This is a genomic window from Variovorax sp. GW821-FHT09B05 (genome assembly GCF_059418265.1).
In genome coordinates this window covers 386,161-411,129 of sequence record NZ_JBWKPN010000002.1, presented here as the reverse complement: position 1 = coordinate 411,129, position 24,969 = coordinate 386,161, and the positions used below count along the sequence as shown (strand labels likewise).

Here is a 24,969-nt window from a genome sequence, read left to right as displayed (position 1 = left end):
ACACGATGAATCCGTTGCGACCCCAGCCGACGCGCCGACGCGCGCTCGGCCTTCTAGGCGCCGTCATGGCCGGCGCCGCCGGCCCGGCCTTCGCGCAGGCCAGCGCGCCGAACTTCCCGACCCGCGTGGTGCGCATCATCCCCTTCGGCTCGGGCGGCGGGCCGATGGACTCGATCGCGCGCATCTACGCCGAGAAGCTCAAGGCGCGCTGGAACCAGCCGGTGATCGTCGAGCCCCGGCCCGGCGCCAGCGGCACCATCGCGGCCGATGCGGTCGCCAAGGCGGCGCCCGACGGCTACACGGTGCTGCTGACGCTGCCGCTCACGCACATCAACAACGTGGTGCTGCAACCGCGCCTGCCCTACGACCCGGTGAAGGACTTCGAGCCGCTGTCGCAGCTCGCGACCGGCGGGCCGATGCTGATCGCGCGTGCCTCGGAGCCGTTCTCGAACGTGCGCGAGTTCGTCGCCTACGCCAAGGCGCACCGCGGCATCAGCTACGGCACCTGGGGCAACGGCTCGAACGCCCACCTGTTCGGCGAACTGCTCGCGCGCCAGGCCGGCATCGACCTGATCCACGTGCCCTACAAGGCCGAGGCGGCCGCGCACAACGACCTGTTCGGCGAGGCGCTGGGCGTGGCCTGGGCCAACCCGGCCACCGCGCGCGGGCTGGCGCAGGCCGGCCGCATCAAGGTGCTGGGCATCACCGGCCGGCGCCGCGTGCGCTCGATGCCCGAGGTGCCGACCTTCGCCGAGCAGGGCTTCGCGGGCTTCGACCTCGACAGCTGGATCGGCGTCTACGCGCCCGCGAAGACGCCGCAGCCGGTGCTCGACGAATGGGTCGCCGCGCTGCAGGCGGTCACGCGCCAGCCCGACGTGCAGGAGCGGCTGGCCGGCTACGGCTTCGAGCCGCTGGGCAGCACGCCGGCCGAGTTCCGTGCCGGCCAGAAAGCCGATTTCCCCCGTGTCGCGGACCTGATCAAGGCCGCAGGAGTCACCCCCGAATGAGCACCGTCCTTCCCCCCTCCTCTTCCTCTTCTCCTGCCGCTGCCGAATGGCAGCCGGTCGCGTTCGACACCGGCACCGCCTACGGCCGCAAGCCGCCGAGCCACAAGGCCGAGCTGACCGAGGTCGGCGCCGGCACGCCGATGGGCGAGCTGCTGCGGCGCTACTGGCATCCGATCGGACTGGCCGCCGATGCCACCGACACGCCGCGCCAGGTGCGCGTGCTCGGCGAGGACCTGATCCTGTTCCGCGACAAGGGCGGCCGGCCCGGCCTGGTGCACTGGCGCTGCGCCCACCGCGGCGCCTCGCTCTACTACGGCCGCGTGGAGGAAGGCGGCATCCGCTGCTGCTACCACGGCTGGATGTTCGACGTGCAGGGCCACTGCGTCGACCAGCCCTGCGAGCCCGAGAACGGCGCGCGCACCCGCGGCCGCGTGCGCCAGCCCTGGTACCCGGTCGAGGAGCGCTACGGCCTGGTCTGGGCCTACCTCGGCCCGGCCGAGAAGAAGCCGGTGCTGCCGCGCTACGACTGCCTGGAGGTGCTCGACGAGGGCGAGACGCTCGAGGCCGACGACAACAGCATCGGCGGCGGCGGGCCGCGGATCATTCCCTGCAACTGGCTGCAGCACTACGAGAACGTGGCCGACCCCTTCCACGTGCCGGTGCTGCACGGCAGCTTCAGCGGCACCCAGTTCGTGGCGCTGATGGGCCAGATGCCCGAGGTGAACTTCGAGAGCACCGAGACCGGCGTGATGATCACCTCGATCCGCCGCCTCGAGGACGGCCGCGTGTTCCGCCGCGTCGCCGGGCCGGTGCTGCCGACCCTGCGCGTGGTGCCGAACCCGCGCGTGGCGGCCTATGGCCGGGTCGAGTCGATCGGCTGGGTGCTGCCGATCGACGACCACAGCTTCCGCATCTACACCGTGGGCCGGGTGAAGGAGCCCGGCGATCTCGCGCGGGTGCGCTCGCGCCTCAACGGCAAGCTGTGGGAGGAACTCAGCGAGGAGGAGCACCGCCGCTTTCCCGGCGACTACGAGGCGCAGGTGAGCCAGGGCGCGATCACCGCGCATTCGGAGGAGCACCTGGCGAGCTCCGACCGCGGCATCGTGATGCTGCGCCGGCTGCTGCAGCGCCAACTCGACGCGCTGCGCGAAGGCCGCGACCCGGCCGGCGTGAGCTTCGACGCCGACGCGCCGCCGGTGCGCTTCGAGGCCGGCAACTTCCTGCAGGGCGAATGAGCACGGCCATCGAACGCATCGCGGTGCGCGTCGCGCGCAAGACGATCGAGGCCGAGGGCATCGCGGGCTTCCGGCTCGAGGCGGCCGACGGCGGCGTGCTGCCGCCCTTCGAGGCCGGCGCGCACATCGAGCTGCTGCTGCCCGGCGGCCTGGTGCGGCCCTACTCGCTGTGCAACCCGCCCGCGCAGGCACCCGGCCACTACGAGATCGGCGTGCTGCGCGAGGCAGCATCGCGCGGCGGCTCGCGCGCGCTGCACGAGGCGGTGACCGAAGGCACGCTGCTGCAGGTCGGCGCGCCGCGCAATCTGTTCGCGCTCGACGAAGCGGCGAGCCACAGCCTGCTGCTGGCCGGCGGCATCGGCATCACGCCGCTGCTCGCGATGGCGTACCGGCTCGCGGCGCTGGGCCGCGACTTCGCGCTGCACTGCTGCAACCGCAGCGCGTCACGTGCGGCCTATCGCGCGCGGCTGCGGGCGGCGGCCTTCGCCGACCGGGTGTTCTTCCACGACGACGACGGCCCGCCCGCGCAGCGCATCGACCTGGCCGCCACCATCGGCGAACCGGCGCCCGGGCGCCAGCTCTACGTCTGCGGGCCGAACGGATTCATCGAAGCGGTGCGCGCCACCGCCCGCGCGCGCGGCTGGCCCGAGGAGCGCGTGCATTTCGAATGCTTCGCGGGCACGCTGCCGCCCGTCGAAGAGGCCGGCAGCTTCGAGGTGCAGCTGCGCAGCAGCGGCCGCGTGGTGCACGTGCCGGCCGCGCTCAGCGTGGTGGACGCGCTCGCGGCCGAGGGCATCGAGATTCCGGTGTCCTGCGCCCAGGGCGTCTGCGGCACCTGCCTCACGCGCGTGCTCGAGGGCGAGGTCGCGCACCATGACCTCTTTCTCACGCGCACCGAGCAGGCGGCCAACGACCAGTTCCTGCCCTGCTGCTCGCGCGCGCGTTCGCCGCGACTGGTGCTCGATCTCTAGGGCGCCTCGTTCTCCTCGAGCAGTTCGTAGAGCACCATGCGCGTCTGCCGGCCGCGCAGCGCCACCTGCTCCTCGATGCGGCGCGTGGGCAGCCGCCCGTTCAGGCCCGCGTGGGTGGCTTCGGACATCAGCGTGCGCGTGCCCAGTTCCTTGTTGCTGCCCTCGATGCGGCTCGCGGCGTTGATCACGTCGCCGAGCGCGGTGTAGGAGAGCCGGTCACTGGACCCGAGCACGCCGGCGATCACCACGCCGGTGTGCATGCCGATGCGCGTGTGGAAGGGCTGCAGCCCCTCGGCCTGCCAGCGGCGATTGAGCTCGGCCATCTCGGCATGCAGCTCGCGTGCCGCGAGGCAGGCGCGGTACTCGGCATCGGGCAGGTCGAGCGGCGCGCCCCACAGCACCATGATGCCGTCGCCCATGTACTTGTCGACCACGCCGCCATGGCGCGCGAACACGCGCTGCGCGAGGTTGAAGTACTCGGTGAGCTGGCGCACCAGCACGCCGGCTTCCAGCGATTCGGCGATGCTGGTGAAGCCCTCGACGTCGGTGAACATCGCCGTGATGCGGCGCGACGAACCGCCTGGCGCCAGCGCATGGCCCTCGGCCACGAGCTGGCGGATCAGGTGCACCGGCACGAACTTGCTGAAGGCCCGCAGGCTGCGCGCGGAGTCGTCGAGCGCCTGGTTCAGGTGCTGGATCTCGAGCACGCGGCTGGGCTGCTGCGGCAGGTCGTCGAGCTCGAGCCGGCCGATGCGGCGCGCGGTCTGCGACAGCTTCTCGATCGGCGCGGTCACCAGCTTCGACAGCCGCAGCGAGATGAAGAGCGCGAACGCCAGGAAGGCCAGGGTCAGCAGCAGGCCCCAGCGCACCAGGCGCTCCACGCCGGCGAGCAGCGCGGCCTCGGGCTCCCAGCTGATCAGCTCCCAGCCCGTGGGGCCGATGCGCGAGGACTCGACCCGGTAGCGCTCGCCCGCATGGGTGACGACGAAGCTCTCGTCCTCCACGTTCTCCGAGATGCCGTGGGCCAGCATGTAGGCATGCACCGCGCCGAGCACGCCGCCCTCGGGCCATTGCAGCGCGCGCACGGGATCGGGATGGTCGCTGCGCGCGAGCACGTGGTGGTCGTCGCTCAGCAGCACGCTCTCGCCGGGACCGCGGCTGCCGAACTGGCGCACCAGCGTCGACAGGTGGCCCAGCGACAGGTGGCCGACCACCACCATCGACTGCAGGTGCCGCCCCTCGTCGTCGAGCCGCTCGGCCGGCTGGGCGTAGCTCACGCCGAGTTCCTCGCCGTCGGCCAGGTGGAACGGCGGCGTCCACACCGGCGCCTTCCGCGCCAGCGCCTCGCGGTACCAGTCGCGTTCGGTGGCGTCGTGGTCGCTGCGGAAGGACTCGATGCGCGTGGTCGCGAAGCGCTGGCGCGGATCGCCGCCCTCGATGTCGACCGAGCGCTTGTATTCCCAGGTCTCGGTGCTGAAGGCCGGATCGCGCACCACCTGGCGGATCGCCGACACCGGGTAGCGCTCGGCCATCAGCAGATGGCCGTCGTCGCTGGCCACGCCGAGGCTGTCGAGCTCGGTGGCCTCCTCGAGCATGGTCCACAGCATCTCGGCGCTGCGCTCGCCGTCCTCGCCCAGCGGATGCAGGCTCGGCGAATCGCCGATGGCGTGCACCACCGCCTGGGTCTTGGCGAGGAAGGCCAGCACGTTGTCCTCGATGCGGTCGTGGTGGACCTTGTGCGCCGACTCGCCGACGCGCGACACCAGCCGCTGCGCGCCCCAGTAGCCCAGCGCCACCAGCAGCAGCGACTGGACCAGCGCGACGGCGCAGATGATGGTGCCGACATCGACCCGGAAGCGGCGCAGGCGGGTCGCGGCCGCGGACGGCCGGGTGGCATCCGTGGAGTCCGGCGGTATCGCAGCTTCTGCCATGTCATTCCCTTTCGGCGCGCTCGTGCGCGCCTCGTTCGTCGTGGCGCGGATTGTCCCGGACTTCGAGGAATGCCCCCGGTACGCCGCGACGGGCCTAAAATGGCGGTTCGCTAGGGGTGTTGGGTCGGCTTGCCGTCCCGGCTGAGAAAGTCCCTTTGAACCTGATTGAGGTAATCCTCGCGCAGGGAAGCTGGTCCGGCGGCCTGTCACGTTCTCTCGCGTGCCAGCCGTGCCGCTGGAGCCTCGCCCACCTGCCAAACCTTTTGCCCGGAGCAAAACGGATGGCACACGACGACACATCGAACCCTCTCGCCAACGAGGCGCTGACACCGCTGCCGGCGTCGCAGCGCGTCTTCGGCTGGCACGACCATGCCTCGCTCTGGTTCAGCCTGGGCGTGGGCCTGCTGGTGATGCAGATCGGCGCCTACCTGGTGCCGGCCGTGGGCACGCGCGACGCGGCGATCGCGATCGCGCTGGGTTCCTGCCTCGGCGCCGCGCTGCTGGCCTGGACCGCGCGCCTGGGCTGCGAGAGCGGCCTGGCCAGCGCGGGCCTGATGCATGCCACCTACGGCAGCGCCTTCGCACGGCTGCCGGTGCTGCTCAACATCGTGCAGCTGGTGGGCTGGACCACCTTCGAGCTGGTGATCATGCGCGAGGGCACGCAGGCCATCGGCCAGTCGGTGGCCGGGCCGTGGCTCGGCAGTGCCTGGGGCGGCGTGGCGACCACGCTGCTGTGGGGCGCGGTGCTGCTGGCGCTGCTCGCGGGCTCGATGGTGAAGCTGGTGCGGCGCTTCGTGAGCCGCTTCGGGCTGCCGCTGGTGGTGCTGTCGCTGTTGTGGCTCAGCTGGCAATTCGCAACCCAGTTGCATGCCAAGGGCTTCGATGCCTTCTGGTCGCGCCCGGGCGACGGCAGCATGGGCATGTTCGGCGCCCTGGACCTCGTGATCGCGATGCCTGTCTCATGGCTGCCGCTGGTGGCCGACTATGCGCGGCACGGCAAGCGCAGCGCGGGCGGACTGGGCAGCGCCTTCAGCGGCACCTGGATCGGCTATGCGCTGGCCAACATCTGGTGCTATGCGCTGGGCGTGATGGTGGTGAGCGTGGCCGAGCCCGGCACCAGCCTGGTCACGGCGCTGCTGCTGGCGCAGGGCGGGCTGGTGGCGCTGGGCCTGATCCTGATCGACGAGCTCGACAACGCCTATGGCGACGTCTATTCGGGCTCGGTCTCCACCCACAGCCTGCTGCCGCGCTGGAGCGTGAAGCGCTGGGGCCTGCTGCTGGCCGTGCTGTGCATCGCGCTCGCGCTGGTGCTGCCGATGCATACGCTCGAGCCCTTCCTGCTGTTGCTGAGCTCGGTGTTCGTGCCGCTCTACGGCGTGATCCTCGGGCGGCTGGGCGGCGGCCGCGCGGTGGCGCCGGCCGGCGCGCGCCCCAAGGTCGACCTGGCGGCGGCGCTGATCTGGATCGCGGGCATCGCGGCCTACCACGCGCTCGCGAAATGGGCGCCGCAGTTCGGCTCGGCGCTGCCGACGCTGGCGCTGACCTTCGTTCTCGCCTGGCTCAGCCGGCCGAAGCCCGCAGCGGCAGGCGCTGCGTCGGCACTGGCGCAAAGCCGTGGTTGAGCGGGCCATGACCGGCGCCGACCTGCACGTCGACAGCGGCCGCCATCGCGCCGAGGATGTAGGCGCGCGCGCGCTCCACCGCCTCGGGCAGCGCCGCGCCCAGTGCCAGGTGCGCGGCGATGGCCGACGACAGCGTGCAGCCGGTGCCGTGCAGGTTGCGGCTCTCGATGCGGCGCGAGGCCAGGCGGGTGCGTTCGCCACTGGATTGCAGCAGCACGTCGACCACCTCGCTGCCCGGCAGGTGGCCGCCCTTGAGCAGCACGGCGCGCGCGCCGAGTGCCAGCAGCTCGTCGGCCGCGCCATCGAGCGCGCCGATGCCGTCGATCGCATGACCGATCAGCAGGGCCGCCTCATCGAGGTTGGGCGTGATCACCGCGGCGCGCGGGAACAGTTCGCGCACCAGCACCTGCACCGTCTCGGCCGCGATCAGGCGGTCGCCGCTGGTGGCGACCATCACGGGGTCGAGCACCACGTTCGGCAGTCGGTAGTGGTCGATGGCCCAGGCCACGACCTCGACCACCTCGGGCGCATGCAGCATGCCGAGCTTGACCGCGTCGACGCCGATGTCCTCGACCACGGCCTGGATCTGCGCCTTGAGGAAAGCCGGCGGCACGCCGTGGATGCCGGTGACGCCGAGCGTGTTCTGCGCGGTGAGCGCCGTTATGGCCGTCATGCCGTAGCAGCCGAGGGCCGCGAAGGTCTTGAGATCGGCCTGGATGCCGGCGCCGCCGCCGCTGTCGGAGCCGGCGATCGAGAGCACGCGCGCATAGCGCTGGGTGGGTCCTTGGGTCATGCCGAAAATTATCGACGCGATTCGAAGGCGCAAGGAGCATGGCGATGAACCTGCCCTTCCGATCGGTGGCGATCCTCGGCGCGGGCCTCATGGGCCGGCTGATGGCCGTGACCCTGGCGCGGGCCGGCTGCCGCGTCGACCTGTATGAAGCGGGCAGCGCCGAGGCCGAAGGCGCGGCGGCACGCGTGGCCGCGGCCATGCTCGCGCCGCTGGCCGAGTCGGCCGTGGCGCCGGTGCCGCTGGTGCGCATGGGCCACCACGCGCTGTCGCGCTGGCCCGAGCTGCTCGCGCCGCTGGCGCGGCCGGTGTTCTTCCAGCGCGAAGGCACGCTGGTGCTGTGGCACCGGCAGGATGCGAACGAGGCCGCGCGGCTCGCGCGCGTGCTGGCCCACACCGGCACGCAGGTGCCCGAGTTGGCGCCGATGCGCACGCTCGATGGCGCGGGCATCGAGGCGCTCGAGCCCGCGCTGGGCCGGCGCTTCGCCAGCGGCCTGTTCCTGCCCGGCGAAGGCCAGCTCGACAACCGCGCGCTGCTGGCCGCGCTGCTCGCGACCTTGCAGGCCGACGACAAGGTCAAGCTGCACTGGCAATCGCCGCGCGCACCCGAGGACTTCGCGCCCGGGTCGCCGGGCCAGCCCGACTGGCTGATCGACTGCCGCGGCCTCGGCGCCCGGCCGCAGTGGAACGCGCTGCGCGGCGTGCGCGGCGAGGTGATCCGCGTGCATGCGCCCGACGTGACGCTGGCGCGGCCCACGCGGCTCGTGCATCCGCGCTATCCGCTCTACATCGCGCCCAAGCCCGAGGGCCTGTTCGTGATCGGCGCGACCGAGATCGAATCGGACGACATGTCGCCCGCGAGCGTGCGCTCCACGCTCGAACTGCTGAGTGCCGCCTATGCGGTGCACAGCGGCTTCGCCGAGGCGCGCATCGTCGAGATCGCGACGCAGTGCCGCCCCACCCTGCCCGACAACCTGCCCGCGCTGCGCCAGCCGCGGCCGCGCGTGCTGCAGATCAACGGCCTGTACCGCCACGGTTTCATGATCGCGCCCGCGCTGCTCGATGCCGCGATGGAGTGGCTCGCGCAGGGCCGCTCGCCGCTGGCGCAAGGCTTCGGCCTGGAGACCCCATGACGACGATGAACATCCTGATCAACGACAAGCCCTTCGCGCTGCCCGAGCACGCCACGCTGACCGACGCACTCGCCGCGCTGAATGCCACGCCGCCCTTCGCGGTGGCCGTGAACCGCGAGTTCGTGCCGCGCTCGGCCTATGCCGCGCGCGCGCTGCAGCCCGACGACCGCGTCGAAGTGATCCGCCCCGTGACGGGCGGCTGAACGAATTGATGGAGACAAGACCGATGACCACGACCCCGAACGATCCGCTGGTGCTCTACGGCGAGACCTTCCACAGCCGCCTGCTGCTGGGCACCGCGCGCTACCCTTCGCCCGACCTGCTCGAGGCCGCCGTGAAGCGCGCGAAGCCCGCGATGCTCACGGCCTCGCTGCGGCGCCAGACCGCCAACCAGGGCTCGGGCAACAGCGAGCTCGGCAACGGCTTCTGGGAACTGCTGCGCCGGCTCGAGGTGCCGGTGCTGCCCAACACCGCGGGCTGCCACAGCGTGCAGGAAGTGGTCGCCACCGCGCAGATGGCGCGCGAGCTGTTCGACACGCCGTGGATCAAGCTCGAGCTGATCGGCGACGACTACACGCTGCAGCCCGACACGCTGAACCTGGTCGATGCCGCCTCGCAGCTGATCCGCGACGGCTTCAAGGTGCTGCCCTACTGCACCGAGGACCTGGTGCTGTGCCAGCGGCTGGTCGACGTCGGCTGCCAGGCCGTGATGCCCTGGGCTGCGCCGATCGGCACCGGCCGCGGGCCGGTCAATCCCTATGCGCTGCAGGTGCTGCGCGACCGGCTCGAGGTGCCGATGCTGGTCGACGCGGGCCTGGGCCTGCCCTCGCATGCCTGCCAGGTGATGGAGTGGGGCTTCGACGGCGTGCTGCTGAACACCGCCGTCGCTCTCGCGCAGGACCCGGTCGCGATGGCCGGTGCCTTCGCCGATGCGGTGCAGGCCGGCCGGGCCGCGCGCCGCGCCGGCGCCATGGCCGCGCAGGATGCGGCGCAGGCGAGCACGCCGGTGCTGGGCACGCCGTTCTGGCATCACGCGGGATGAGCGACACCATGAACGACAGCCTTCACCTGGACCGCGCGCGCGTCGCGCAGGAGATCGTCGCGGCGCATGGCCTGCGCTTCGGCGCCGCCACCTCGGCCCCCGCGGCCGCCATCGCCTACAGCGCCGACGACGCCATCTACCGCGGCGCGCGGCAGGCTTGCGGCGCGCTCGGCTTCATCGACATCGACGCCGAATGCATCGCGCGCGCCTGGCGCGCGCAGAGCGAGCGCCTCGGCGGCTTCGATGCGCAGCGCTGGCCCGACGCGCCCGTCGATTTCGGCCTGCGCGAATTTCCGCCGGCGGCGCGCGACAACGCCTTCGCGCCCTGCCCCGAGCAGCTCGGCCTCTATGCCGTGCTGCCCGATGCAACCTGGGTCGGCCGCATGGCGCGCGCGGGCGTGCCGACGGTGCAGCTGCGCTTCAAGTCCGAGGATGCAGAGGCGGTGGCGCGCGAAGTGCGCGCAGCCGTCGAGGCCGTGCAAGGCACCGGCGCGTTGCTGTTCATCAACGACCACTGGCGCGTGGCGATCGAGGCACGCGCCTACGGCGTGCACCTGGGCCAGGAAGACCTCGATGCGCTCGCGCCCGAGGAGCTGCACCGGATCCGCGCCGCCGGCCTGCGCCTCGGCGTCAGCACGCACGGCTATGCCGAGATGGTGCGCGCCGACGCGGTCGGCCCGAGCTACATCGCGATGGGGGCGGTCTACCCGACCACGCTCAAGAAGATGGCGACCGCGCCGCAGGGCGTGGCGCGTCTCGCGGCCTACGCGCGCCTGCTGCGCGGCTATCCGCAGGTGGGCATCGGCGGCATCGACGCGTTGCGCCTGCCCGAGGTGCTCGCCACCGGCGTCGGTTCCGTCGCCGTGGTGCGCGCGCTGGTCGCCGCCGAGGACCCCGAAGGCACGGCCGCGCAATGGATGGCGGCCATCGACGCCCACCGCACCGCATCGGCTGCGAAGCCCTGAAACCCGACCGAATGACGCATCCCTCTCCTCTTCTTTGCCGCACCCCCATCGCCTGCGCGATGGCCGCCCTGCTCGCTGCTCACGGTGCCTTCGCCCAGGCACAGGACACCACCGCACTGCCCGCCGTGACCGTGAACCCGGCGGCCCTCGCGCCGCCGGCCGAGATCAGCGGCTTCGGCGACGTGCCACTGCGCGAGCTGCCGCTGTCGGCCACCGTGATCGACAGCAACCAGCTGCGCGCGAGCGGTGCGCGCCGCCTCGCGGACCTCACGCAGTTCGATGCCTCCGTGACCGACGCCTACAACTCGGCCGGCTACTGGGACTACCTCACGGTGCGCGGCTTCGTGCTCGACAACCGCTTCAACTACCGGCGCGAGGGACTGCCGATCAGCGCCGAGACCTCGATCCCGCTCGACAACAAGGAGCGCGTCGAGATCCTGCGCGGCACCAGCGGCATCCAGGCCGGCACCAGCGCGCCGGGCGGACTCGTCAACTACGTGGTCAAGCGGCCGACCGAACACGACCTGCGCACCGTGCGCATCGAGACCACGAGCCGCGGCAGCCTGCTCGGCGCGGTCGACCTCGGCGGGCGCTTCGGCGCGCAGCGCGAGTTCGGCTACCGGATCAACGTCGCGGCCGAGAACCTCAAGCCGCTGGTGCGCGACCTCGACGGCAACCGCAACCTGTTCTCGCTCGCGGCCGACTGGCGCATCACGCGCGACTCGGTGCTCGAGTTCGAGATCGAGAAGAGCCGCAAGACGCAGCCGAGCCAGAACGGCTACAGCCTGCTGGGTGCCCGGTTGCCGGCGCCGGTCGATCCGCGCATCAACCTCAACAACCAGCCCTGGTCGCAACCCTCGGAATTCGATGCGCTGACCGGCACGCTGCGCTTCAGCCAGGCCATCAACGCCGACTGGCGCTGGAGCGCGCAGATCGGCCGGCAACGGCTGCGCACCGACGACCGCCTGGCCTACGCCTTCGGCTGCGGCGCCGAGGGCAACTACGACCGCTACTGCAGCGACGGCACCTTCGACGTCTACGACTTCCGCAGCGAGAACGAACGCCGCACGCAGACCGCGGGCAGCCTCAACCTCAAGGGCAACGTGACGACCGGCAGCGTGCGGCACGAGCTCGGCATCGGCCTGCTGCAAAGCCGCGTGCGCAACCGCTTCCAGAACCAGGCCTACAACTACGCGGGCACCGGCAACATCTGGGCGACCTCGTTCGTGCCGCCGGCGCCCGACGCCACCACGCCGCAGACCAACCGCGACGAGCGCTCGACCGAACTCACCTTGCAGGATGCGATCCGCTGGAACGAACGCCTCACCACCTGGGTCGGCGTGCGCCACACGCGGCTCGACCGCAGCAGCATCGGCAACGACGGTTCGAACCCGACCGGCTACAAGCAGGACGTGACCACGCCGTGGGTGGCCGTGAGCTACGTGCTGCGGCCCGAGCTGCTGGCCTATGCGAGCTGGGGCAAGGGCGTGGAGTCGCAGGTGGTGCCGAACCGCCCCGACCTCTACGGCAATGCGGGGCAGGCACTCGCGGCGCTCGCGTCGCGGCAATGGGAGCTGGGCCTCAAGGGCGGCAACGAGGCCTTCAACTGGCAGCTCGCGTGGTTCGACATCTCGCGGCCGCTGACCAACCTCGATGCCTGCGGCGAATCGTGCACGGTGCGCAACGACGGCCGCGCCGTGCATCGCGGACTCGAGGCCGGCGCGCAATGGAACCAGGGACCGTGGCGGCTTGGCGGCAGCGTGTCGGTCATCGACGCGAAGCGCCGCGGCAGCACGGCCGATCCCGCGCTCAACGGACAGTCGCCGACCAACGTGCCCAAGCAGGTGCTGCGCGCGCAGGTCGCCTACCGCGTGCCCGCGGTGGCGGGCCTCGAGATCGCGGGACAGCTGTCGTACGAAGGCCGGCGCAACGTGCTGCCCGATGGTTCGATCCGACTGCCGTCGTGGACGCGCCTCGATGCGGTGCTGCGCTACGACACCAAGCTCAATGGCGTGAACACCAGCTGGTCGCTGGCCGTCGACAACGTCTTCGATCGCCGCTACTGGAAGGAGTCGCCCTACCAGTTCAGTCACGTCTACCTGTTCCCGGGCGCGCCGCGCACGTTGCGATTGGGCGTGAGCATCGCGCTCTGAACTTTTTTAGCGAAAAGTTGCGTCGGTTTGCCAGACCCTCAAAAACGACGCTATAATCTGAGGCTTGTTCCTCGATAGCTCAGTCGGTAGAGCGCCGGACTGTTAATCCGTAGGTCCCTGGTTCGAGCCCAGGTCGAGGAGCCAAAACAAGCCGCAAGGCTACTGGATGCCCCGCTACTCACAAGGTAGCGGGGCATTTTCCTTTGTGCTCGCGCATCGATCTGCAAACACGTGCCGATGATCGAATGCGGCGACACGATCGACGGCCGATCGCACGCATCGCATCCGCTCTTTCTTCATCGCCCGCATGCAGCGCGATGACGCCGCCATCGACGAATCGCGCGCGCAAAAAAAAGCCCGGCATCGGACCGGGCTCAAGCCTTCTTGCAGTCAAGCATCAAAGGGACGGGCAACCCGTCAAGGAGAATGGAAAGTGGTGCGCCGCGCGCCTGCCATGGGATGGAGTTTACTGTATATTTGTACAGTCCTCTCAACCCAGGAGTACTGCCATGCCCCGCATCGAACAACCGGTGGTCGTGCCCAACTACGCGCTGACCGACGCCCTCTCGTGGATCTCGAAATTCGCCCACGCATGGAAGGCGATCGAGCCCGCGCCCGCCACGCTCAGCATCGACGGATTCATCATCTGGGGACCGGTGCTCTACGAGAAGCACAGCGCCGAAGATCCGGTGCAGCTCGCAGCACGACTGTTCGGCAGCTCGGGGCCCTACTTCAGATACCTGTACCCGGGTGCGGCGGCCGCGGCCAATCAGGGGTGAAGCGTTGGGCGCGAGGGTCCATGTCTTGGCAGACGCGGGAATGTCGGAGAATCGTGCGATGAACTGGCATGCACCGTCCCTCCTGGCCCTCCTGTCGATCCCCTGCGCGCTGGCCATCGCCGGCTGTTCGACGCCCCCGAACGAAGTGATGCAGTTCCGCGAAGGCGTCCTGCGCGCCACCACCTACACGCAGGCGCAGCTGTACTGCGACAACAAGAACCAGACCCCGCGCTGGCTCGGCAAGGCACCGGCCGAGAGCGGCGTGCTGTTCCGCTGCGATTGATGCGATGAGGCAAGCCGCGCGCTGAGCCGCGGCCTGGCAAACACAGGCATCGTCGGGCTCGCACCGATCCCGCGACACTCGATCCACTCCGGCCGGCAAGCATTGCGCTTGCCGGCCTTTTCATTTCCGACGGTCCGATCAGTGCGCCGTGAGACCGCCACCGCCGGTCGCGTCGCGACGGGTCTTCGCGTTGTCGATGGTCGCGCTGACCGAGCTGGTGTTGATGGCCAGCGCCACGAGCACGGAGCCGACGAAGGCCGGATCGGTCGAGCCGCTGAAATCCGAAGCGCCCGCGATGGCCAGGGCCTGCTGCACCTGCTGGCGGGTGAGTTCGGCTGCCGCTTCTCCAACGACGTTCTTCTTGGTGGTTGCCATCTGAAAACTCCTGATTCTGGAAGTGAGGAAAAAAACAAAACAACGCCAGCCGACTGCAGGCCGCGTGAGATCCATCACGCGCCACAACCCTCCGCCAACGATGAAATGTTAACTGGAGGTCAAAAATACGACGAAGGTTTTCATCGAAAGCGCACGGCGAAAACGCCCTCGCCGTGCTCATCTTTTCTGAAGATTTCAAGATGGATAATCGCGCCTCGCTCCGCCAGCCGGCGCATCGCGCAAGCCCTCGGGCCTTGCCGTTCGCGCATCGCTTCAGGCGGCGCGTTTCGAAGATGGGCCACCTTCCAAGAGCCCCCGTTCGAGTCGAGGTCGAGGAACCGTTTTTCCACTCCAGGCCATGCCGGAATCCGCGCCGCGGACGATGCGCATGCGCACATGACTTTCGACACTGGCGTGCCGGATGACCGGTCCGTATCGTCGCGCGGTCGCTTGCGACGCGGTATCGAATCGGGAGCTCGTATTGGCCACGCGGTCCCACCTTCGGCTGTTCGATAGGGGCGCCTGCCGCGCAGGCGCCGTGTTGTTTCACTTGATAGATCGGGACATGGCTTTTTCCAAACTTTCTCTCGCAAGCGCACTGGCCGGCCTGCTGGCCCTCTCGGGTTGCCAGACCATGGACATGCAGATGGGCAGCCAATCGGCCAAGACCGTGGCCACGGGCAGCGCGGCCGGCGCCGCCACCTCAGGCGAAAGCAGCGCGCTCGAGCGCTGCGACTCGCCGCTGGGCACCGTCTCGCTGATCGAGAACGTCAATGCCGGCTGGTACACGGTGCTGACCGGCGAATACAAGCTGCCGCCCACCGCCAACCTGCTGCGCCTGCTGGTGCAGCAATCGAACTGCTTCGTGGTGGTCGAGCGCGGCGCGGCCGGCATGAACGCGATGACGCGCGAACGCGCGCTGCAGCAGTCGGGCGAGATGCGCGGCGGCAGCAACTTCGGTCGCGGCCAGATGGTCGCGTCGGACTACGGCCTGTCACCCGAGATCGTGTTCAGCAACAACGACGCGGGCGGCCTCGGCGGCGCCATCGGCGGGCTGGTCGGCGGCGGCCGCGGCCGTGCCATCGCGAGCCTGGGCGCGAACCTGCAGACCAAGGAAGCCTCGGCGCTGCTGACGCTGATCGACAACCGTTCGGGCGTGCAGGTCGCGGCCGCGGAAGGCAGCGCGTCGAAGACCGACTTCGCGGGCTTCGCCGACCTCGCCGGCGGCCGCGCGGCCGGTGGCATCGGCGGCTACACGCGCACGCCGCAGGGCAAGGTGATCGCGGCGGCCTTCATGGACGCCTTCAACCAGATGGTCCGTTCGCTGCGCAACTACAAGGCGCAGACGGTGCGCGGCCAGGGCCTCGGTGGCGGCGGCCGGCTCGGCGTGGATGGCGGCGCGGCGCCGTCGCAGACCTACGTGCCGGCCGAGCAGCCGGCGCGCCGCCGCAAGTAAGCGCGGCGAGCGACGAGCACCGTCGCGCGAGCCCCGCCGCCGCCAGGCCGCGGGGCTTTTTGTCGCCCGTCTTTCAGAGATGCCGCGTCTCGGCCGGCGGGTTGAACCAGTTGTTGTTGCGCCCGTCCATGTACATCACGGGCGCGGCCACCAGCTCGTCGGGCGTGGCGTCGTCGAGGCAGCTGACGTTGATGCTGACGTACTTGCCGCCGACCTCGGCCACGTCGCCGCGGCCGAAGGGCCGCACGCCGCAATGGCGGCAGAACAGGTGGTGCGTGCTGTACGAGCCGAACTGGTAGCTCGACAGCTCCTCCTCGCCACTGACCATCCGGAAGGCCTCGGGCCGCACGATCGCGCCCCAGTTGCGCACCTTGGCGCAGATCGAGCAGTTGCAGCGGCCGGTGCCGGCCGCGAGGTCGATGTCGGCCTGGAAGCGAACCTTGCCGCAGTGGCAGCTGCCGTTGTAGGTCTTGAGCATGGGCTTTTCTCCTGGGGGTCTGGGGTGTTGGAAGGCCCGAAGACTAAGGTCCATTGCGGACAGATCCTGTCCTCGATCGCAGGCATCATCGCGTCCATGCTCTCCACCACCGCCCGCCTCATCCGCCTGCTGTCGCTGTTCCAGGCCCAGCGCGCCTGGACCGGCGCCGAGCTCGCGCGCCGCCTCGAGATCACCGAGCGCACCCTGCGCCGCGACGTCGACCGGCTGCGCAGCCTCGGCTACACGGTCGATTCCACCTCGGGCGTGGCCGGCGGCTACCGGCTGGGCGCGGGCAACAGCCTGCCGCCGCTGCTGCTCGAGGACGAGGAAGCGATCGCGGTGGCGGTCGGCCTGGGCGTGGGCCCGGCCTCCAGCGATGGCGGCAACGACATCGAGAACGCCTCGATGCGCGCGCTGGCCAAGCTCGAGCAGCTGATGCCGCCGCGGCTGCGCCGCCGGCTCGACAAGCTGCGCGCCACGGTGGTGCCGGTGCTGCAGAAGCGCTCGGACATCAGGCTCAAGGCGGTGTCGCTGTTCGCCGAGGCCTGCGCCGACCGTGCGCTGCTGCGCTTCGGCTACCGCGACCACCACGAGGTCGTCAGCAGCCGCCGCGTGGAGCCGCACCGCGTGGTGCAGACCGGCCAGCGCTGGTACCTGCTGGCCTGGGACACGGACCGCGAGGACTGGCGCACCTTCCGGCTCGACCGCATCGTCGACCCCGAGCCCACCGGCGCGCACTTCACGCCGCGGCGGCTGCCGCACGGCGACATCGCGGCCTACATGCAGCACGCGCTGCAGATCTCGCCCTACCTGCACCATGCGCGCGTGCTGGTGCATGCGCCCGTGGCCGCGCTCGACGGCCAACTGTCGTGGGTCGGCGGCGTGCCCGAGGCCGTGGCGCCCGATCGCACGCGCATCCAGACCGCGGCCAACTCGCTCGATGCGCTGGCGGTCTGGCTCGGCTGCCTGGGGCACGACTTCGAGGTCGAGTCGCCGCCCGAACTGGGCGCGCACCTGCAGCGGGTGGCGGCGCGGCTGGCGCGCATGTCGGGCCGCTGAGCGCCGCGGTTCACTCCTCCACGTATCCCACGTATATAGGATGGGCACGGCGCGCGCCGGCCCCTACGCTGCGGAGTCCACCCACCCGAGGACCGCCGCCTCCGCGCCATGGCCATCGACACCGCAGCCGCCCCCCTTCTCTCGACCACGCAGGTCGCGCTGGTCGAGGACGACACCGGCATGCGCGAACGCCTGGCCCGCGTGGTCGATGCCGATCCCTCGCTGACCCTGGCCCACAGCGCCTCGACCGCGACCGAGCTGCTCGCCTGGCTCGAGGACAACGCGGTCGACGTGCTGCTGGTCGACCTGGGCCTGCCCGACCTGCCGGGCCTGCAGGTCATCGACCGCTGCCGCAGCATGCAGCCGGCCTGCGCGGTGATGGTGCTGTCGATCTTCGGCGACGAGGCCAACATGCTGCGCGCCTTCGAAGCCGGTGCCAGCGGCTACCTGCTCAAGGACGGCACCGAGAGCGAGCTCGCGGCCCACATCCGCCACCTGCGCGCGGGCGGCTCGCCGATGTCGCCGGTGATCGCGCGGCAGCTGCTGCGCCGCTGGCAGGCGCGCACCGATGCGCCCCTGCATGCCGGTGCGAGCGCGCTGGTGGGACTGGCCCAGGGCACGATCGGCTCGGCCATGGCATCCTCGGCGCTCCCGCGCACGCCGCCGGTGCGGTTGTCGCCGCGCGAATCGGAGGTGCTGGACCTCGTTTCCCGTGGTTTCACCTATGCCGAAGTCGGCGCGCAGATGGGAGTCTCGGCTTCGACCGTCCAAACCCATATCCGCAATATCTACGGCAAGCTGGATGTCCACAACAAGTCCGAAGCCGTGTTCGAGGCGCGCAACCTGGGCTGGCTGCCCTGAGCATCCTTCCGCCGCCTCTTCTTCCGATCTGCGCTTCCTGTTCGCCCTGGTTGCCGCGCTGCTGCTGATCGCCGGTCCGGCGGCCGCCAGCAATAGCGGCGGCGGCACCGCCACGCCTTACACCGTCACCAGCGCCGAGGCCCGCCTCGAGCCCGACGGCCTGCCCGCCGAGGAGCGCCGGGTGCAGCTGCCGTTCCGCTGGGACCAGGCCTTTCCGGGCCGCGGCGGCAAGGCCACCTACCGCATCGCCCTGCCCGCGGCGGCGGCGCCCGCGAGCGAGCCGGCCGCGCTGCTGTTTGCAGGCGTGGGCAACCAGGTCGCGATCGAGTTCAACGGCACGCCGCTCGCGGGCTTCGGCACGCTGGGCGATCCGTCCTACGACACCAAGGGCACGCCCTTCGTGCCGGTGGCCGCCTCGCTGCAGCGCACGGGCGCGGCGCAGGAACTGGTGATCCGCACCACCGTGCAGCGCCAACGCGGCGCGGCGCTGGCCACGCTGCAGTACGGCACCGAGCGCGAGCTGCTGCCGCGCTACCGCGTCTATCAGCGCTGGCGCCACACCTCGGTGATCGCCAATGCGGCCATCCTCGCGCTGATGGGCTGCCTGTCGGGCGCGCTCTGGCTGCGCCAGCGCGAAGCGCTCTACGGCTGCTTCGCGCTCGCCGCGCTCTCGGGCCTGCCGCACAACGTCGACCGGGTGCGGCCCGACATGAACCTGCCCTGGCCGCTCTGGGGCGTGGTGATCGCGGTCTGCTATGCGCTGCACATCGGGCTCATCACGCGCTTCGTGTTGCTGGTGCTGCAGCGCGGCCCGGCGGGGCTGGTGCGCGCGCTCTACGCGGCCATGGGCATCGCGGTCGCGAGCGCCATCGCCTCCTTCGTGCTGGCCTGGCCGGCGCTGTGGACTGCCGGCCTGGTGTTGCTGAACCTCACGGGCGTGGCCTGCCTGCCGGTGGTGGCGCGCAGCGCCTGGGTCGAGCGCCGCACGATCGCCATGGTGCTGCTGCTGGCGGGCGTGCTCGCGATCCTCGCGGGCATGCACGACCTGCTGCTGGTGCGCATGGGCTTCTTCGGCGGCTCCGACACCTCGCAGACGCCGCGCGCGATGTTCTTCTTCGTGCTGATCCTCGCGGGCCTGGTGGTCGACCGCTACAGCCGCACCGTGGCCGACTACGGCGCGCTCAACGCCACCCTGGCCGAACGCGTGGCCGAGCGCGAGGGGCAGCTGCGCGTGGCCTTCGACGCACTGCGGCTGCAGCAACAGGAACAGGCCGTGCTGCTCGAGCGGCAGCGCATCATGCGCGAGATCCACGACGGCGTCGGCTCGCAGCTCGTGGGCCTGCTCAACGTCGTGACCCAGCCCGCGCCCGACCGCGCGGTGGTCGAGGAGCATGTGAAGCTCGCGCTCGACGAAATGCGCATGGCGGTCGACTCGCTGCAGCCCACGCACGACGACCTCGCCACCGTGCTCGCCACCCTGCGCTACCGGCTGCAGCCGCGGCTGGACGCGGCCGGCATCGCGCTGGTGTGGGACGTGGGCGTGATCCCGCCGGTGGCGCCGTTCTCGGCCCAGGCCGCGCTGCAGCTGCAGCGCATCCTGCTCGAGGCCTTCACCAACGTGCTCAAGCATGCGCGCGCCACGCGCATCGTGTTGCATGCGCGCTGGCAGGCCGAGGCGCAGCCGCCGCGCCTGCACATCGTGCTGACGGACAACGGCGTCGGATTGCGGCCTACGGGCACCGCGCCGAAGACGACGGGACACGGCATCGCGAACATGCGGGCGCGCGCGCTGAGCATCGGCGCGCGGCTGGAGATCGCGGCGGTCGAGCAGGAAGAGAGCACCGCCGGCGGCACGCGAATCACGCTCGAGTGGCCGGGCGCGATCGACTGCCCGCAGCACTGAACGCGGGCGCCGGGCTCAACGCAAGGCGAAAGTCAGCGCCACCGCGCCGAGCGCCAGCAGCGCCAGCCCCGCGATGAACACCACCTCGCCCCAGGCCTCGAGCCGCGCGCCCGAGCGCCGCATGCGCATCGAGATGAACGACAGCAACGCGCTGGCCAGGAAGACCAGCGCGTCGACCGCGAGCAGCCGATCGATCACCAGCCGCAGATCGTCGCGCGGACCGAGGTGCCCGATGGACATCACGGTCATGCACACGCCGATCATGGTGGCGGAGGTCGGCAGGATGTGGGCCGACAGCCCGTTGGCGGCGCTGTCGGCAGGGTCGAGGCGTTCGGCCTGCGGGGCCGAAGACCGTCGGTGCGGCGGCTTCATCGGTCGTCGCGCGTCGGGGTCCGGCCCGGGGCGGTCAGCCGATGCGCACCGGCACGAAGATCTTGTCGTCGCCGCGCTGGATCAGCAGCGCCACCGACTTGTCGGCCTTCGCGACCACCTCGCGCACCTGCTCCACGGTCTTGGCGGGCGTGCCGTTGATCGCCAGCAGCACGTCGCCGGCCTGCACGCCGGCCATCGCCGACGGGCCGGCCGCGTCCTCGATCAGCAGGCCGGTCTCGACCGCGGCCTCGCGCTTCTCGTCGGGCTGCAGCGGACGCAGCGCCAGGCCCAGCTTGCCCTGGCCGGTGGCCTTGTCGGCCTTCGCGACCTGGGCCGGCTTGTCGCTGGCATCGCCGAGCTTCGCCGTCAGCTCCTGGCGCTCGCCCTGGCGCCACACCTCGAGCGTGACCTTGGTGCCGGGCGCCTGCTGGCCGATCACCGCGGGCAGGTCGCCCGAGGACACGATGGGCTGGTCGCCGACCTTGCGGATCACGTCGCCGGCCTTCAGGCCCGCCTTGTCGCCGGGGCCACCCTTCTCGATGTTCGAGACCAGCGCGCCCTCGGGCTTGTCGAGCTTGAAGGAATCGGCGAAGGCCTGGTTCACTTCCTGCACCGCCACGCCGAGGCGGCCGTGCACGGCCTTGCCGGTCGCGACGATCTGGTCCTTGACCTGCACCGCCACGTCGATCGGGATCGAGAACGACACGCCCTGGTAGCCGCCGCTGCGGCTGTAGATCTGCGAGTTGATGCCGACCACCTCGCCGCGCGTGTTGAGCAGCGGGCCGCCCGAGTTGCCGGGGTTCACCGCCACGTCGGTCTGGATGAAGGGCACGTAGCTGTCGTCGGGCAGCGTGCGGCCCTTGGCGCTGACCACGCCGGCCGTCACGGTGTTCTCGAAGCCGAAGGGCGAGCCGATGGCCAGCACCCATTCGCCGACCTTCAGGTCCTTGGTGTTGCCCAGCGCGAGCACCGGCAGGTTCTTGGCGTCGATCTTGAGCACCGCGATGTCGGTCTTGGCATCGGCGCCCAGCACCTTGGCGCGGTATTCGCGGCGGTCGGTGAGCTTGACGGTGACTTCCTTCGCGTCCTTCACCACGTGGGCGTTGGTCAGGATGATGCCGTTGGCGTCGACGATGAAGCCCGAGCCCTGGGCGCGCACGGGCACGTCGCGCTGCTGCTGGCCGCGCGGGTTGATCTGGCCCTGGAAGCGGCGGAAGAACTGGAACATCGGATCGTCGGGATCGATGCCCTGGATCTGCGCGGCCTCCTCGTCGTCCGAGGCCTTCATGGTGCCGGTGACGCTGATGTTGACCACGGCCGCGCCATCGCGCGCGGTGATGGTCGAGAAGTCGGGCAGCGTGACCATGGCGGCCGGCGCGGTCGCGGTGGCGTTGGTGGGCGTGCCCACGGCGCGCGCGCTGGTGTAGGCGCCGGCGCCGACGGCGCCGATCACGCCCGCGGTGGCCAGGGCCAGGACCAAGGCACGGGGCGAAGTCAGTCGGGTGTTCATGGATCGGTTCCTTTCATTGCGTCGTGACGCTGATGCGATGGAAGGAATGTCGTTGCGCTCGCTTAAGCGCCGCTTAAACGCCGCTTGAACGATCAGGCCGGGCGCGGCCGCGGTGTCAGGCGTGCTGCGGAAAGCGCACCACCACACGCAGCCCGCCCAGGCTCGGCGAGGCATCGAGCGCCACGCTCGCGCCATGCAGCTCGGCGATCGACTTGACGATCGAGAGGCCGAGCCCGCTGCCCGGCGCCTGCGGCTCGCCCGAGCGGTAGAAGCGGTCGAGCACGCGCTCGCGCTCGGTGGGCGGCAGGCCCGGGCCGCTGTCGTCGACGCTGAGCTCGACCGCCTCGCCCTGGCGCGCGATCGCGATGTCGACGCGGCCGTCCTCGGGCGTGTACTTCACGGCGTTCTCGAGCAGATTGCGCAGCAGCATGCGCAGCGCCTCGGGCTGGCCCTTCACCGCGGCGCCCTCGTCGGCGCGCGCGATGCCGATGTCGATGCGCCGCGCCTGGGCCGCGGCCACGGCGTCCGACACGGCCAGTCGCGCCACCTCCGCGAGCGCCACCGGCTCGGGCGGCGCGCCGGCGGCCATGCTGGCCTCGTGGCGCGCGAGCGCGAGCATCTGCTCGACCAGCCGCGTCGCGCGGTCGATGCCCGCCACCAATCGGCCGATGGCGAGCTCGCGCGCGCCGTCGTCGGTGGCGCGCTGCAGGCCCTGCACCTGCAGCTTGAGCGCGGCCAGCGGCGAGCGCAGCTCGTGCGCGGCGTCGGCCACGAAGTGCTTCTGCGCCTCGAAGGCCTGTCGCACGCGGTCGAACAGCAGGTTGAGCTCCTGCACCAGCGGCCGTACCTCGTCGGGCAGTTTCTCCTCGCTCACGGGCGAGAGATCGTCGGCCTGGCGCGACGCCACCTGGGTGCGCACGCGCGCCACCGGCGCGAGCGAGCGGCTCACCACCCACCACACGACCAGCATCAGCAGCGGCGCCATCAGCGCCACCGGCGCGACGGTGCGCAGCGCCAGGGTGCCGGCCATGTGCTGGCGCGCCGCCATGTCCTGCGCCACCTGGATCACCAGCCCGCGCGTCTGCATCGAGAACACGCGGTAGGTGGTGCCGCGCGCGCGCACGTCGGCGAAGCCCAGCACCGCGAGTTGCGGCAGCGCGGCCTGGTCGGCCGACTCGAAGATGCGCACGCCGTCGGCAGTCCAGACCTGCACCACGAAATCGAAGTTCTGCTCGGCACCGCCGAGTCCGCCCACCGCCGCGCTGGGCGGCAGGCCGGCGCGCAGCGAGAGCGCCATCTGCTGCATGTGGTAGTCGAAGATCTCGTCGGCTTCCTTGAGCACCGTGCGGTAGGCCACCAGCGCCTGCGCGCCGGCCGCCAGCACGATGGCCGCGAGCAGGAACCACAGCAGGCGCGCGCGCAGCGAGCCGGTCATGCGCGCGGCCAGTCCCATCACGCCCCTCACGCCGCTCACGCCTTCGGCACCATGTAGCCGACGCCGCGCACGTTGCGGATCAGCTCCGCACCGAGCTTCTTGCGCAGGCCGTGCACGTAGACCTCGACCGCGTTGCTGCTGATCTCGTCCTTCCAGCTGTAGAGCTTCTCCTCGAGCTGCGCGCGCGAGAGCACCATGCCGGGCCGCGCCAGCAGCGGCTCGAGCACGGCCCATTCGCGCGCCGACAGCACCACCGGCTGGCCGGCCACGCTGACCTCGCGGGTGGCGGGATTGATGCTCACGCCCATGTGCTCGTAGACCGGCTCGGCGCGCCCGGCCGCGCGGCGCAGCAGCGCGCGGATGCGCGCCAGCAGCTCGTCGAGGTCGTAGGGCTTGAGCACGTAGTCGTCGGCGCCGGCGTCCAGGCCCTCGATGCGCTGCTGGATCGAGTCGCGCGCGGTGGCGATCAGCACCGGCATGCGCTGCTTGCGCGCACGCAGGTTGCGCAGAACCTCCAGGCCGTCGCGGCGCGGCACGCCGAGGTCGAGCAGCACCAGGTCGTAGTCCTGGGTGCGCAGCGCCGACTCGGCGCTGTCGCCGTCCTTGACCCAGTCGACCGCGTACTGCTCGGCACGCAGCAGGTCGAGCACGGCTTCGCCGATCATCACGTCGTCTTCGAGGAGCAGCAGTCGCATGGCGGGTTCCTGGTGTTCTGGTTTGGCGGTTCGAGGCGGCCGGGTCGGGCGAAGTTCAAAGCAGCGCGCGCACCTCGCGCGCGGCCTCGAACAGCAGCGGCAGCATGTCGCGCCGCACGGCCTCCTCCTGGTAGCGCGCGCCCGACAGCACCACGTTGAGCGCGGCCACCGTGTGGCCCTGCATGTCGCGCAGCGGCACGGCCAGCGCCTGCACGCCGAGCTCGTGCTCCTCGCTCGCGAAGCAGTGGTCTTCCTTGCGCGCGCGCGTCACCAGCTGGCGCAGCGCGCGCGCCTGGGTGGTGGTCTGCGGCGTGAGCCGCGCCAGGTGGCGGCCCGTGAGCCAGCGCGTGAACTCGGCCGGCGGCAGCGCGGCCAGCAGCACGCGGCCGGTGGAGGTGGCATGGGCCGGCAGCCGCGCGCCCAGGTGCAGGCCATAGGCCAGCACGCGCGTGGGCGTGCCGTAGCTGCCGCTGCGCGCCACGATCACCACCTCCTCGCCGTCGAGCACCACAGCCGAGAAGGATTCGCCGGTCTGCGCCGCGAGCCGGTTCAGGGTGGGCTGCAGCGCGCGCGGCAGGCGCGACGAGGCCAGGTAGCTGCCCGAGAAGCGCAGCACCTTGGGCGCCATCCAGAAGTAGCTGCCGTCGGTCTCGAGGTAGCCCAGATGCGCCAGGGTCAGCAGGTGCCGGCGCGCCGCGGCGCGCGTGAGGCCGGCGCGCTCGGCCGCCAGGGTGGCGTTGAGGCGCTGGCGCTCGGTGTCGAAGCTTTCGAGCACCGCCATTCCCTTGGCGATGCCCTCGATGAAGTCGGCTCTGGCGATGGTCATGAGTGAGGCGAAGCGGGAAGTTGCGCGATCATCGCGCAGCCATTCGCATGATCGCACACAGCCGCATCGGCCGGCGTGCCAGGGCGGC

24 protein-coding genes, 1 tRNA gene and 1 riboswitch are annotated in these 24,969 nt (G+C 71.0%); of the genes, 16 read left to right on the top strand and 9 right to left on the bottom strand.

Annotated elements, in window-relative coordinates; genetic code table 11:
• Positions 1–5: 5 nt before the first annotated feature.
• From AC07RM_RS06775 to AC07RM_RS06765, 3 genes are read left to right on the top strand one after another with little or no spacing between them, the layout of a single operon-like run.
• Complete coding sequence (locus tag AC07RM_RS06775; protein ID WP_495333906.1) at positions 6–1,007, top strand: Bug family tripartite tricarboxylate transporter substrate binding protein; 1,002 nt, start codon at positions 6–8, stop codon at positions 1,005–1,007.
• Entirely contained in the window at positions 1,004–2,242 is a 1,239-nt protein-coding gene (locus tag AC07RM_RS06770; RefSeq protein WP_495333905.1) for a Rieske 2Fe-2S domain-containing protein, read from the top strand. The genes AC07RM_RS06775 and AC07RM_RS06770 overlap by 4 nt, the downstream gene beginning before the upstream one ends.
• Positions 2,239–3,213, top strand: coding sequence for a PDR/VanB family oxidoreductase (locus AC07RM_RS06765; RefSeq protein ID WP_495333903.1), 975 nt, complete (start codon positions 2,239–2,241; stop codon positions 3,211–3,213). The genes AC07RM_RS06770 and AC07RM_RS06765 overlap by 4 nt, the downstream gene beginning before the upstream one ends.
• Here AC07RM_RS06765 and AC07RM_RS06760 read toward each other — a convergent pair.
• Positions 3,210–5,144 carry an adenylate/guanylate cyclase domain-containing protein gene (locus AC07RM_RS06760; RefSeq protein WP_495333901.1) on the bottom strand — a complete coding sequence of 645 codons (1,935 nt, stop codon included), beginning with the start codon at positions 5,142–5,144 and terminating at the stop codon, positions 3,210–3,212. The two genes, AC07RM_RS06765 and AC07RM_RS06760, sit on opposite strands and share 4 nt — an antisense overlap.
• A gap of 102 nt (positions 5,145–5,246) precedes the next feature.
• A riboswitch (TPP riboswitch) is annotated at positions 5,247–5,349 on the top strand.
• A 76-nt stretch (positions 5,350–5,425) separates the two neighbouring features.
• On the opposite strand from AC07RM_RS06760, the gene AC07RM_RS06755 reads away from it, so the two are divergent.
• Entirely contained in the window at positions 5,426–6,766 is a 1,341-nt protein-coding gene (locus AC07RM_RS06755; RefSeq protein WP_203205784.1) for a purine-cytosine permease family protein, read from the top strand.
• Here the strand turns inward: AC07RM_RS06755 and thiD are convergent.
• Entirely contained in the window at positions 6,705–7,559 is an 855-nt protein-coding gene (gene thiD, locus AC07RM_RS06750; protein WP_261213756.1) for a bifunctional hydroxymethylpyrimidine kinase/phosphomethylpyrimidine kinase, read from the bottom strand. The genes AC07RM_RS06755 and thiD overlap by 62 nt on opposite strands.
• A gap of 44 nt (positions 7,560–7,603) precedes the next feature.
• Here thiD and AC07RM_RS06745 point away from each other — a divergent pair, with 44 nt between their 5' ends.
• From AC07RM_RS06745 to AC07RM_RS06710, 8 genes are all read left to right on the top strand, one after another.
• Complete coding sequence (locus AC07RM_RS06745; RefSeq protein WP_495333897.1) at positions 7,604–8,689, top strand: FAD-dependent oxidoreductase; 1,086 nt, start codon at positions 7,604–7,606, stop codon at positions 8,687–8,689.
• Between the two features lie 5 nt (positions 8,690–8,694).
• Positions 8,695–8,892, top strand: coding sequence for a sulfur carrier protein ThiS (thiS, locus tag AC07RM_RS06740; RefSeq protein WP_093342404.1), 198 nt, complete (start codon positions 8,695–8,697; stop codon positions 8,890–8,892).
• 23 nt (positions 8,893–8,915) lie between these two features.
• Positions 8,916–9,731, top strand: a complete 816-nt coding sequence (locus AC07RM_RS06735; protein WP_093341443.1) for a thiazole synthase — start codon at positions 8,916–8,918, stop codon at positions 9,729–9,731.
• Positions 9,732–9,739: 8 nt separating this feature from the next.
• Positions 9,740–10,696, top strand: a complete 957-nt coding sequence (thiE, locus tag AC07RM_RS06730) for a thiamine phosphate synthase (RefSeq protein ID WP_495333895.1) — start codon at positions 9,740–9,742, stop codon at positions 10,694–10,696.
• A 59-nt stretch (positions 10,697–10,755) separates the two neighbouring features.
• Positions 10,756–12,849, top strand: coding sequence for a TonB-dependent siderophore receptor (locus tag AC07RM_RS06725; protein WP_495333893.1), 2,094 nt, complete (start codon positions 10,756–10,758; stop codon positions 12,847–12,849).
• A 68-nt stretch (positions 12,850–12,917) separates the two neighbouring features.
• A tRNA-Asn gene (locus AC07RM_RS06720) sits at positions 12,918–12,993 on the top strand.
• 365 nt (positions 12,994–13,358) lie between these two features.
• Positions 13,359–13,628, top strand: a complete 270-nt coding sequence (locus tag AC07RM_RS06715) for a hypothetical protein (RefSeq protein ID WP_093341440.1) — start codon at positions 13,359–13,361, stop codon at positions 13,626–13,628.
• Positions 13,629–13,686: 58 nt separating this feature from the next.
• The gene (locus AC07RM_RS06710; RefSeq protein WP_093341438.1) at positions 13,687–13,911 is read left to right on the top strand and encodes a hypothetical protein; all 225 of its coding nucleotides are present in this window, start codon (positions 13,687–13,689) and stop codon (positions 13,909–13,911) included.
• Positions 13,912–14,049: 138 nt separating this feature from the next.
• Here the strand turns inward: AC07RM_RS06710 and AC07RM_RS06705 are convergent, their stop codons facing one another.
• Positions 14,050–14,286, bottom strand: a complete 237-nt coding sequence (locus AC07RM_RS06705) for a hypothetical protein (protein WP_093341437.1) — start codon at positions 14,284–14,286, stop codon at positions 14,050–14,052.
• A 565-nt stretch (positions 14,287–14,851) separates the two neighbouring features.
• Between AC07RM_RS06705 and AC07RM_RS06700 the strand changes: the two genes are divergently transcribed.
• Positions 14,852–15,742 carry a CsgG/HfaB family protein gene (locus AC07RM_RS06700; protein WP_093341435.1) on the top strand — a complete coding sequence of 297 codons (891 nt, stop codon included), beginning with the start codon at positions 14,852–14,854 and terminating at the stop codon, positions 15,740–15,742.
• Positions 15,743–15,815: 73 nt separating this feature from the next.
• Here AC07RM_RS06700 and AC07RM_RS06695 read toward each other — a convergent pair whose 3' ends face one another.
• Positions 15,816–16,220 (bottom strand): GFA family protein, encoded by a 405-nt coding sequence (locus AC07RM_RS06695; RefSeq protein ID WP_495333890.1) that lies wholly within the window; start codon positions 16,218–16,220, stop codon positions 15,816–15,818.
• Positions 16,221–16,316: 96 nt separating this feature from the next.
• On the opposite strand from AC07RM_RS06695, the gene AC07RM_RS06690 reads away from it, so the two are divergent.
• The 3 genes from AC07RM_RS06690 (at position 16,317) to AC07RM_RS06680 (ending at position 20,043) form a co-directional block, all read left to right on the top strand.
• Complete coding sequence (locus AC07RM_RS06690; RefSeq protein WP_495333888.1) at positions 16,317–17,279, top strand: helix-turn-helix transcriptional regulator; 963 nt, start codon at positions 16,317–16,319, stop codon at positions 17,277–17,279.
• Positions 17,280–17,387: 108 nt separating this feature from the next.
• Positions 17,388–18,140 carry a response regulator transcription factor gene (locus AC07RM_RS06685; RefSeq protein WP_093341431.1) on the top strand — a complete coding sequence of 251 codons (753 nt, stop codon included), beginning with the start codon at positions 17,388–17,390 and terminating at the stop codon, positions 18,138–18,140.
• Positions 18,082–20,043 carry a sensor histidine kinase gene (locus AC07RM_RS06680; RefSeq protein ID WP_495333886.1) on the top strand — a complete coding sequence of 654 codons (1,962 nt, stop codon included), beginning with the start codon at positions 18,082–18,084 and terminating at the stop codon, positions 20,041–20,043. Before AC07RM_RS06685 ends, AC07RM_RS06680 begins: the two co-directional genes overlap by 59 nt.
• A 15-nt stretch (positions 20,044–20,058) precedes the next feature.
• Here AC07RM_RS06680 and AC07RM_RS06675 read toward each other — a convergent pair whose 3' ends face one another.
• The 5 genes from AC07RM_RS06675 to AC07RM_RS06655 all read right to left on the bottom strand — a co-directional run bounded on the left by AC07RM_RS06675 (position 20,059) and on the right by AC07RM_RS06655 (position 24,881).
• On the bottom strand, positions 20,059–20,415 hold the full coding sequence (locus AC07RM_RS06675; protein ID WP_093341428.1) for a hypothetical protein: 357 nt from the start codon (positions 20,413–20,415) through the stop codon (positions 20,059–20,061).
• Positions 20,416–20,449: 34 nt separating this feature from the next.
• Entirely contained in the window at positions 20,450–21,925 is a 1,476-nt protein-coding gene (locus AC07RM_RS06670; RefSeq protein WP_093341427.1) for a DegQ family serine endoprotease, read from the bottom strand.
• A 115-nt stretch (positions 21,926–22,040) separates the two neighbouring features.
• The gene (locus tag AC07RM_RS06665; RefSeq protein ID WP_431512892.1) at positions 22,041–23,378 is read right to left on the bottom strand and encodes an ATP-binding protein; all 1,338 of its coding nucleotides are present in this window, start codon (positions 23,376–23,378) and stop codon (positions 22,041–22,043) included.
• Positions 23,379–23,395: 17 nt separating this feature from the next.
• Entirely contained in the window at positions 23,396–24,055 is a 660-nt protein-coding gene (locus AC07RM_RS06660) for a response regulator (RefSeq protein WP_057592472.1), read from the bottom strand.
• Between the two features lie 55 nt (positions 24,056–24,110).
• Positions 24,111–24,881: an IclR family transcriptional regulator domain-containing protein gene (locus AC07RM_RS06655; RefSeq protein ID WP_057592473.1), complete on the bottom strand. Its 771-nt coding sequence runs from the start codon at positions 24,879–24,881 to the stop codon at positions 24,111–24,113.
• Positions 24,882–24,969: the final 88 nt, after the last annotated feature.

What these genes read in the sequence shown, in the direction of transcription:
- thiS (WP_093342404.1), top strand. Translation starts at nt 8,695, where the DNA reads ATGAACATCCTGATCAACGACAAGCCCTTCGCGCTGCCCGAGCACGCC.
- AC07RM_RS06665 (WP_431512892.1), bottom strand. Translation starts at nt 23,378, where the DNA reads ATGGGACTGGCCGCGCGCATGACCGGCTCGCTGCGCGCGCGCCTGCTG.
- AC07RM_RS06760 (WP_495333901.1), bottom strand. Translation starts at nt 5,144, where the DNA reads ATGGCAGAAGCTGCGATACCGCCGGACTCCACGGATGCCACCCGGCCG.
- AC07RM_RS06755 (WP_203205784.1), top strand. Translation starts at nt 5,426, where the DNA reads ATGGCACACGACGACACATCGAACCCTCTCGCCAACGAGGCGCTGACA.
- AC07RM_RS06715 (WP_093341440.1), top strand. Translation starts at nt 13,359, where the DNA reads ATGCCCCGCATCGAACAACCGGTGGTCGTGCCCAACTACGCGCTGACC.
- AC07RM_RS06675 (WP_093341428.1), bottom strand. Translation starts at nt 20,415, where the DNA reads ATGAAGCCGCCGCACCGACGGTCTTCGGCCCCGCAGGCCGAACGCCTC.
- AC07RM_RS06685 (WP_093341431.1), top strand. Translation starts at nt 17,388, where the DNA reads ATGGCCATCGACACCGCAGCCGCCCCCCTTCTCTCGACCACGCAGGTC.
- AC07RM_RS06710 (WP_093341438.1), top strand. Translation starts at nt 13,687, where the DNA reads ATGAACTGGCATGCACCGTCCCTCCTGGCCCTCCTGTCGATCCCCTGC.
- AC07RM_RS06705 (WP_093341437.1), bottom strand. Translation starts at nt 14,286, where the DNA reads ATGGCAACCACCAAGAAGAACGTCGTTGGAGAAGCGGCAGCCGAACTC.
- AC07RM_RS06775 (WP_495333906.1), top strand. Translation starts at nt 6, where the DNA reads ATGAATCCGTTGCGACCCCAGCCGACGCGCCGACGCGCGCTCGGCCTT.
- thiE (WP_495333895.1), top strand. Translation starts at nt 9,740, where the DNA reads ATGAACGACAGCCTTCACCTGGACCGCGCGCGCGTCGCGCAGGAGATC.
- AC07RM_RS06745 (WP_495333897.1), top strand. Translation starts at nt 7,604, where the DNA reads ATGAACCTGCCCTTCCGATCGGTGGCGATCCTCGGCGCGGGCCTCATG.
- AC07RM_RS06735 (WP_093341443.1), top strand. Translation starts at nt 8,916, where the DNA reads ATGACCACGACCCCGAACGATCCGCTGGTGCTCTACGGCGAGACCTTC.
- AC07RM_RS06695 (WP_495333890.1), bottom strand. Translation starts at nt 16,220, where the DNA reads ATGCTCAAGACCTACAACGGCAGCTGCCACTGCGGCAAGGTTCGCTTC.
- AC07RM_RS06765 (WP_495333903.1), top strand. Translation starts at nt 2,239, where the DNA reads ATGAGCACGGCCATCGAACGCATCGCGGTGCGCGTCGCGCGCAAGACG.
- AC07RM_RS06700 (WP_093341435.1), top strand. Translation starts at nt 14,852, where the DNA reads ATGGCTTTTTCCAAACTTTCTCTCGCAAGCGCACTGGCCGGCCTGCTG.
- AC07RM_RS06670 (WP_093341427.1), bottom strand. Translation starts at nt 21,925, where the DNA reads ATGAACACCCGACTGACTTCGCCCCGTGCCTTGGTCCTGGCCCTGGCC.
- AC07RM_RS06725 (WP_495333893.1), top strand. Translation starts at nt 10,756, where the DNA reads ATGGCCGCCCTGCTCGCTGCTCACGGTGCCTTCGCCCAGGCACAGGAC.
- AC07RM_RS06680 (WP_495333886.1), top strand. Translation starts at nt 18,082, where the DNA reads ATGTCCACAACAAGTCCGAAGCCGTGTTCGAGGCGCGCAACCTGGGCT.
- thiD (WP_261213756.1), bottom strand. Translation starts at nt 7,559, where the DNA reads ATGACCCAAGGACCCACCCAGCGCTATGCGCGCGTGCTCTCGATCGCC.
- AC07RM_RS06690 (WP_495333888.1), top strand. Translation starts at nt 16,317, where the DNA reads ATGCTCTCCACCACCGCCCGCCTCATCCGCCTGCTGTCGCTGTTCCAG.
- AC07RM_RS06655 (WP_057592473.1), bottom strand. Translation starts at nt 24,881, where the DNA reads ATGACCATCGCCAGAGCCGACTTCATCGAGGGCATCGCCAAGGGAATG.
- AC07RM_RS06770 (WP_495333905.1), top strand. Translation starts at nt 1,004, where the DNA reads ATGAGCACCGTCCTTCCCCCCTCCTCTTCCTCTTCTCCTGCCGCTGCC.
- AC07RM_RS06660 (WP_057592472.1), bottom strand. Translation starts at nt 24,055, where the DNA reads ATGCGACTGCTGCTCCTCGAAGACGACGTGATGATCGGCGAAGCCGTG.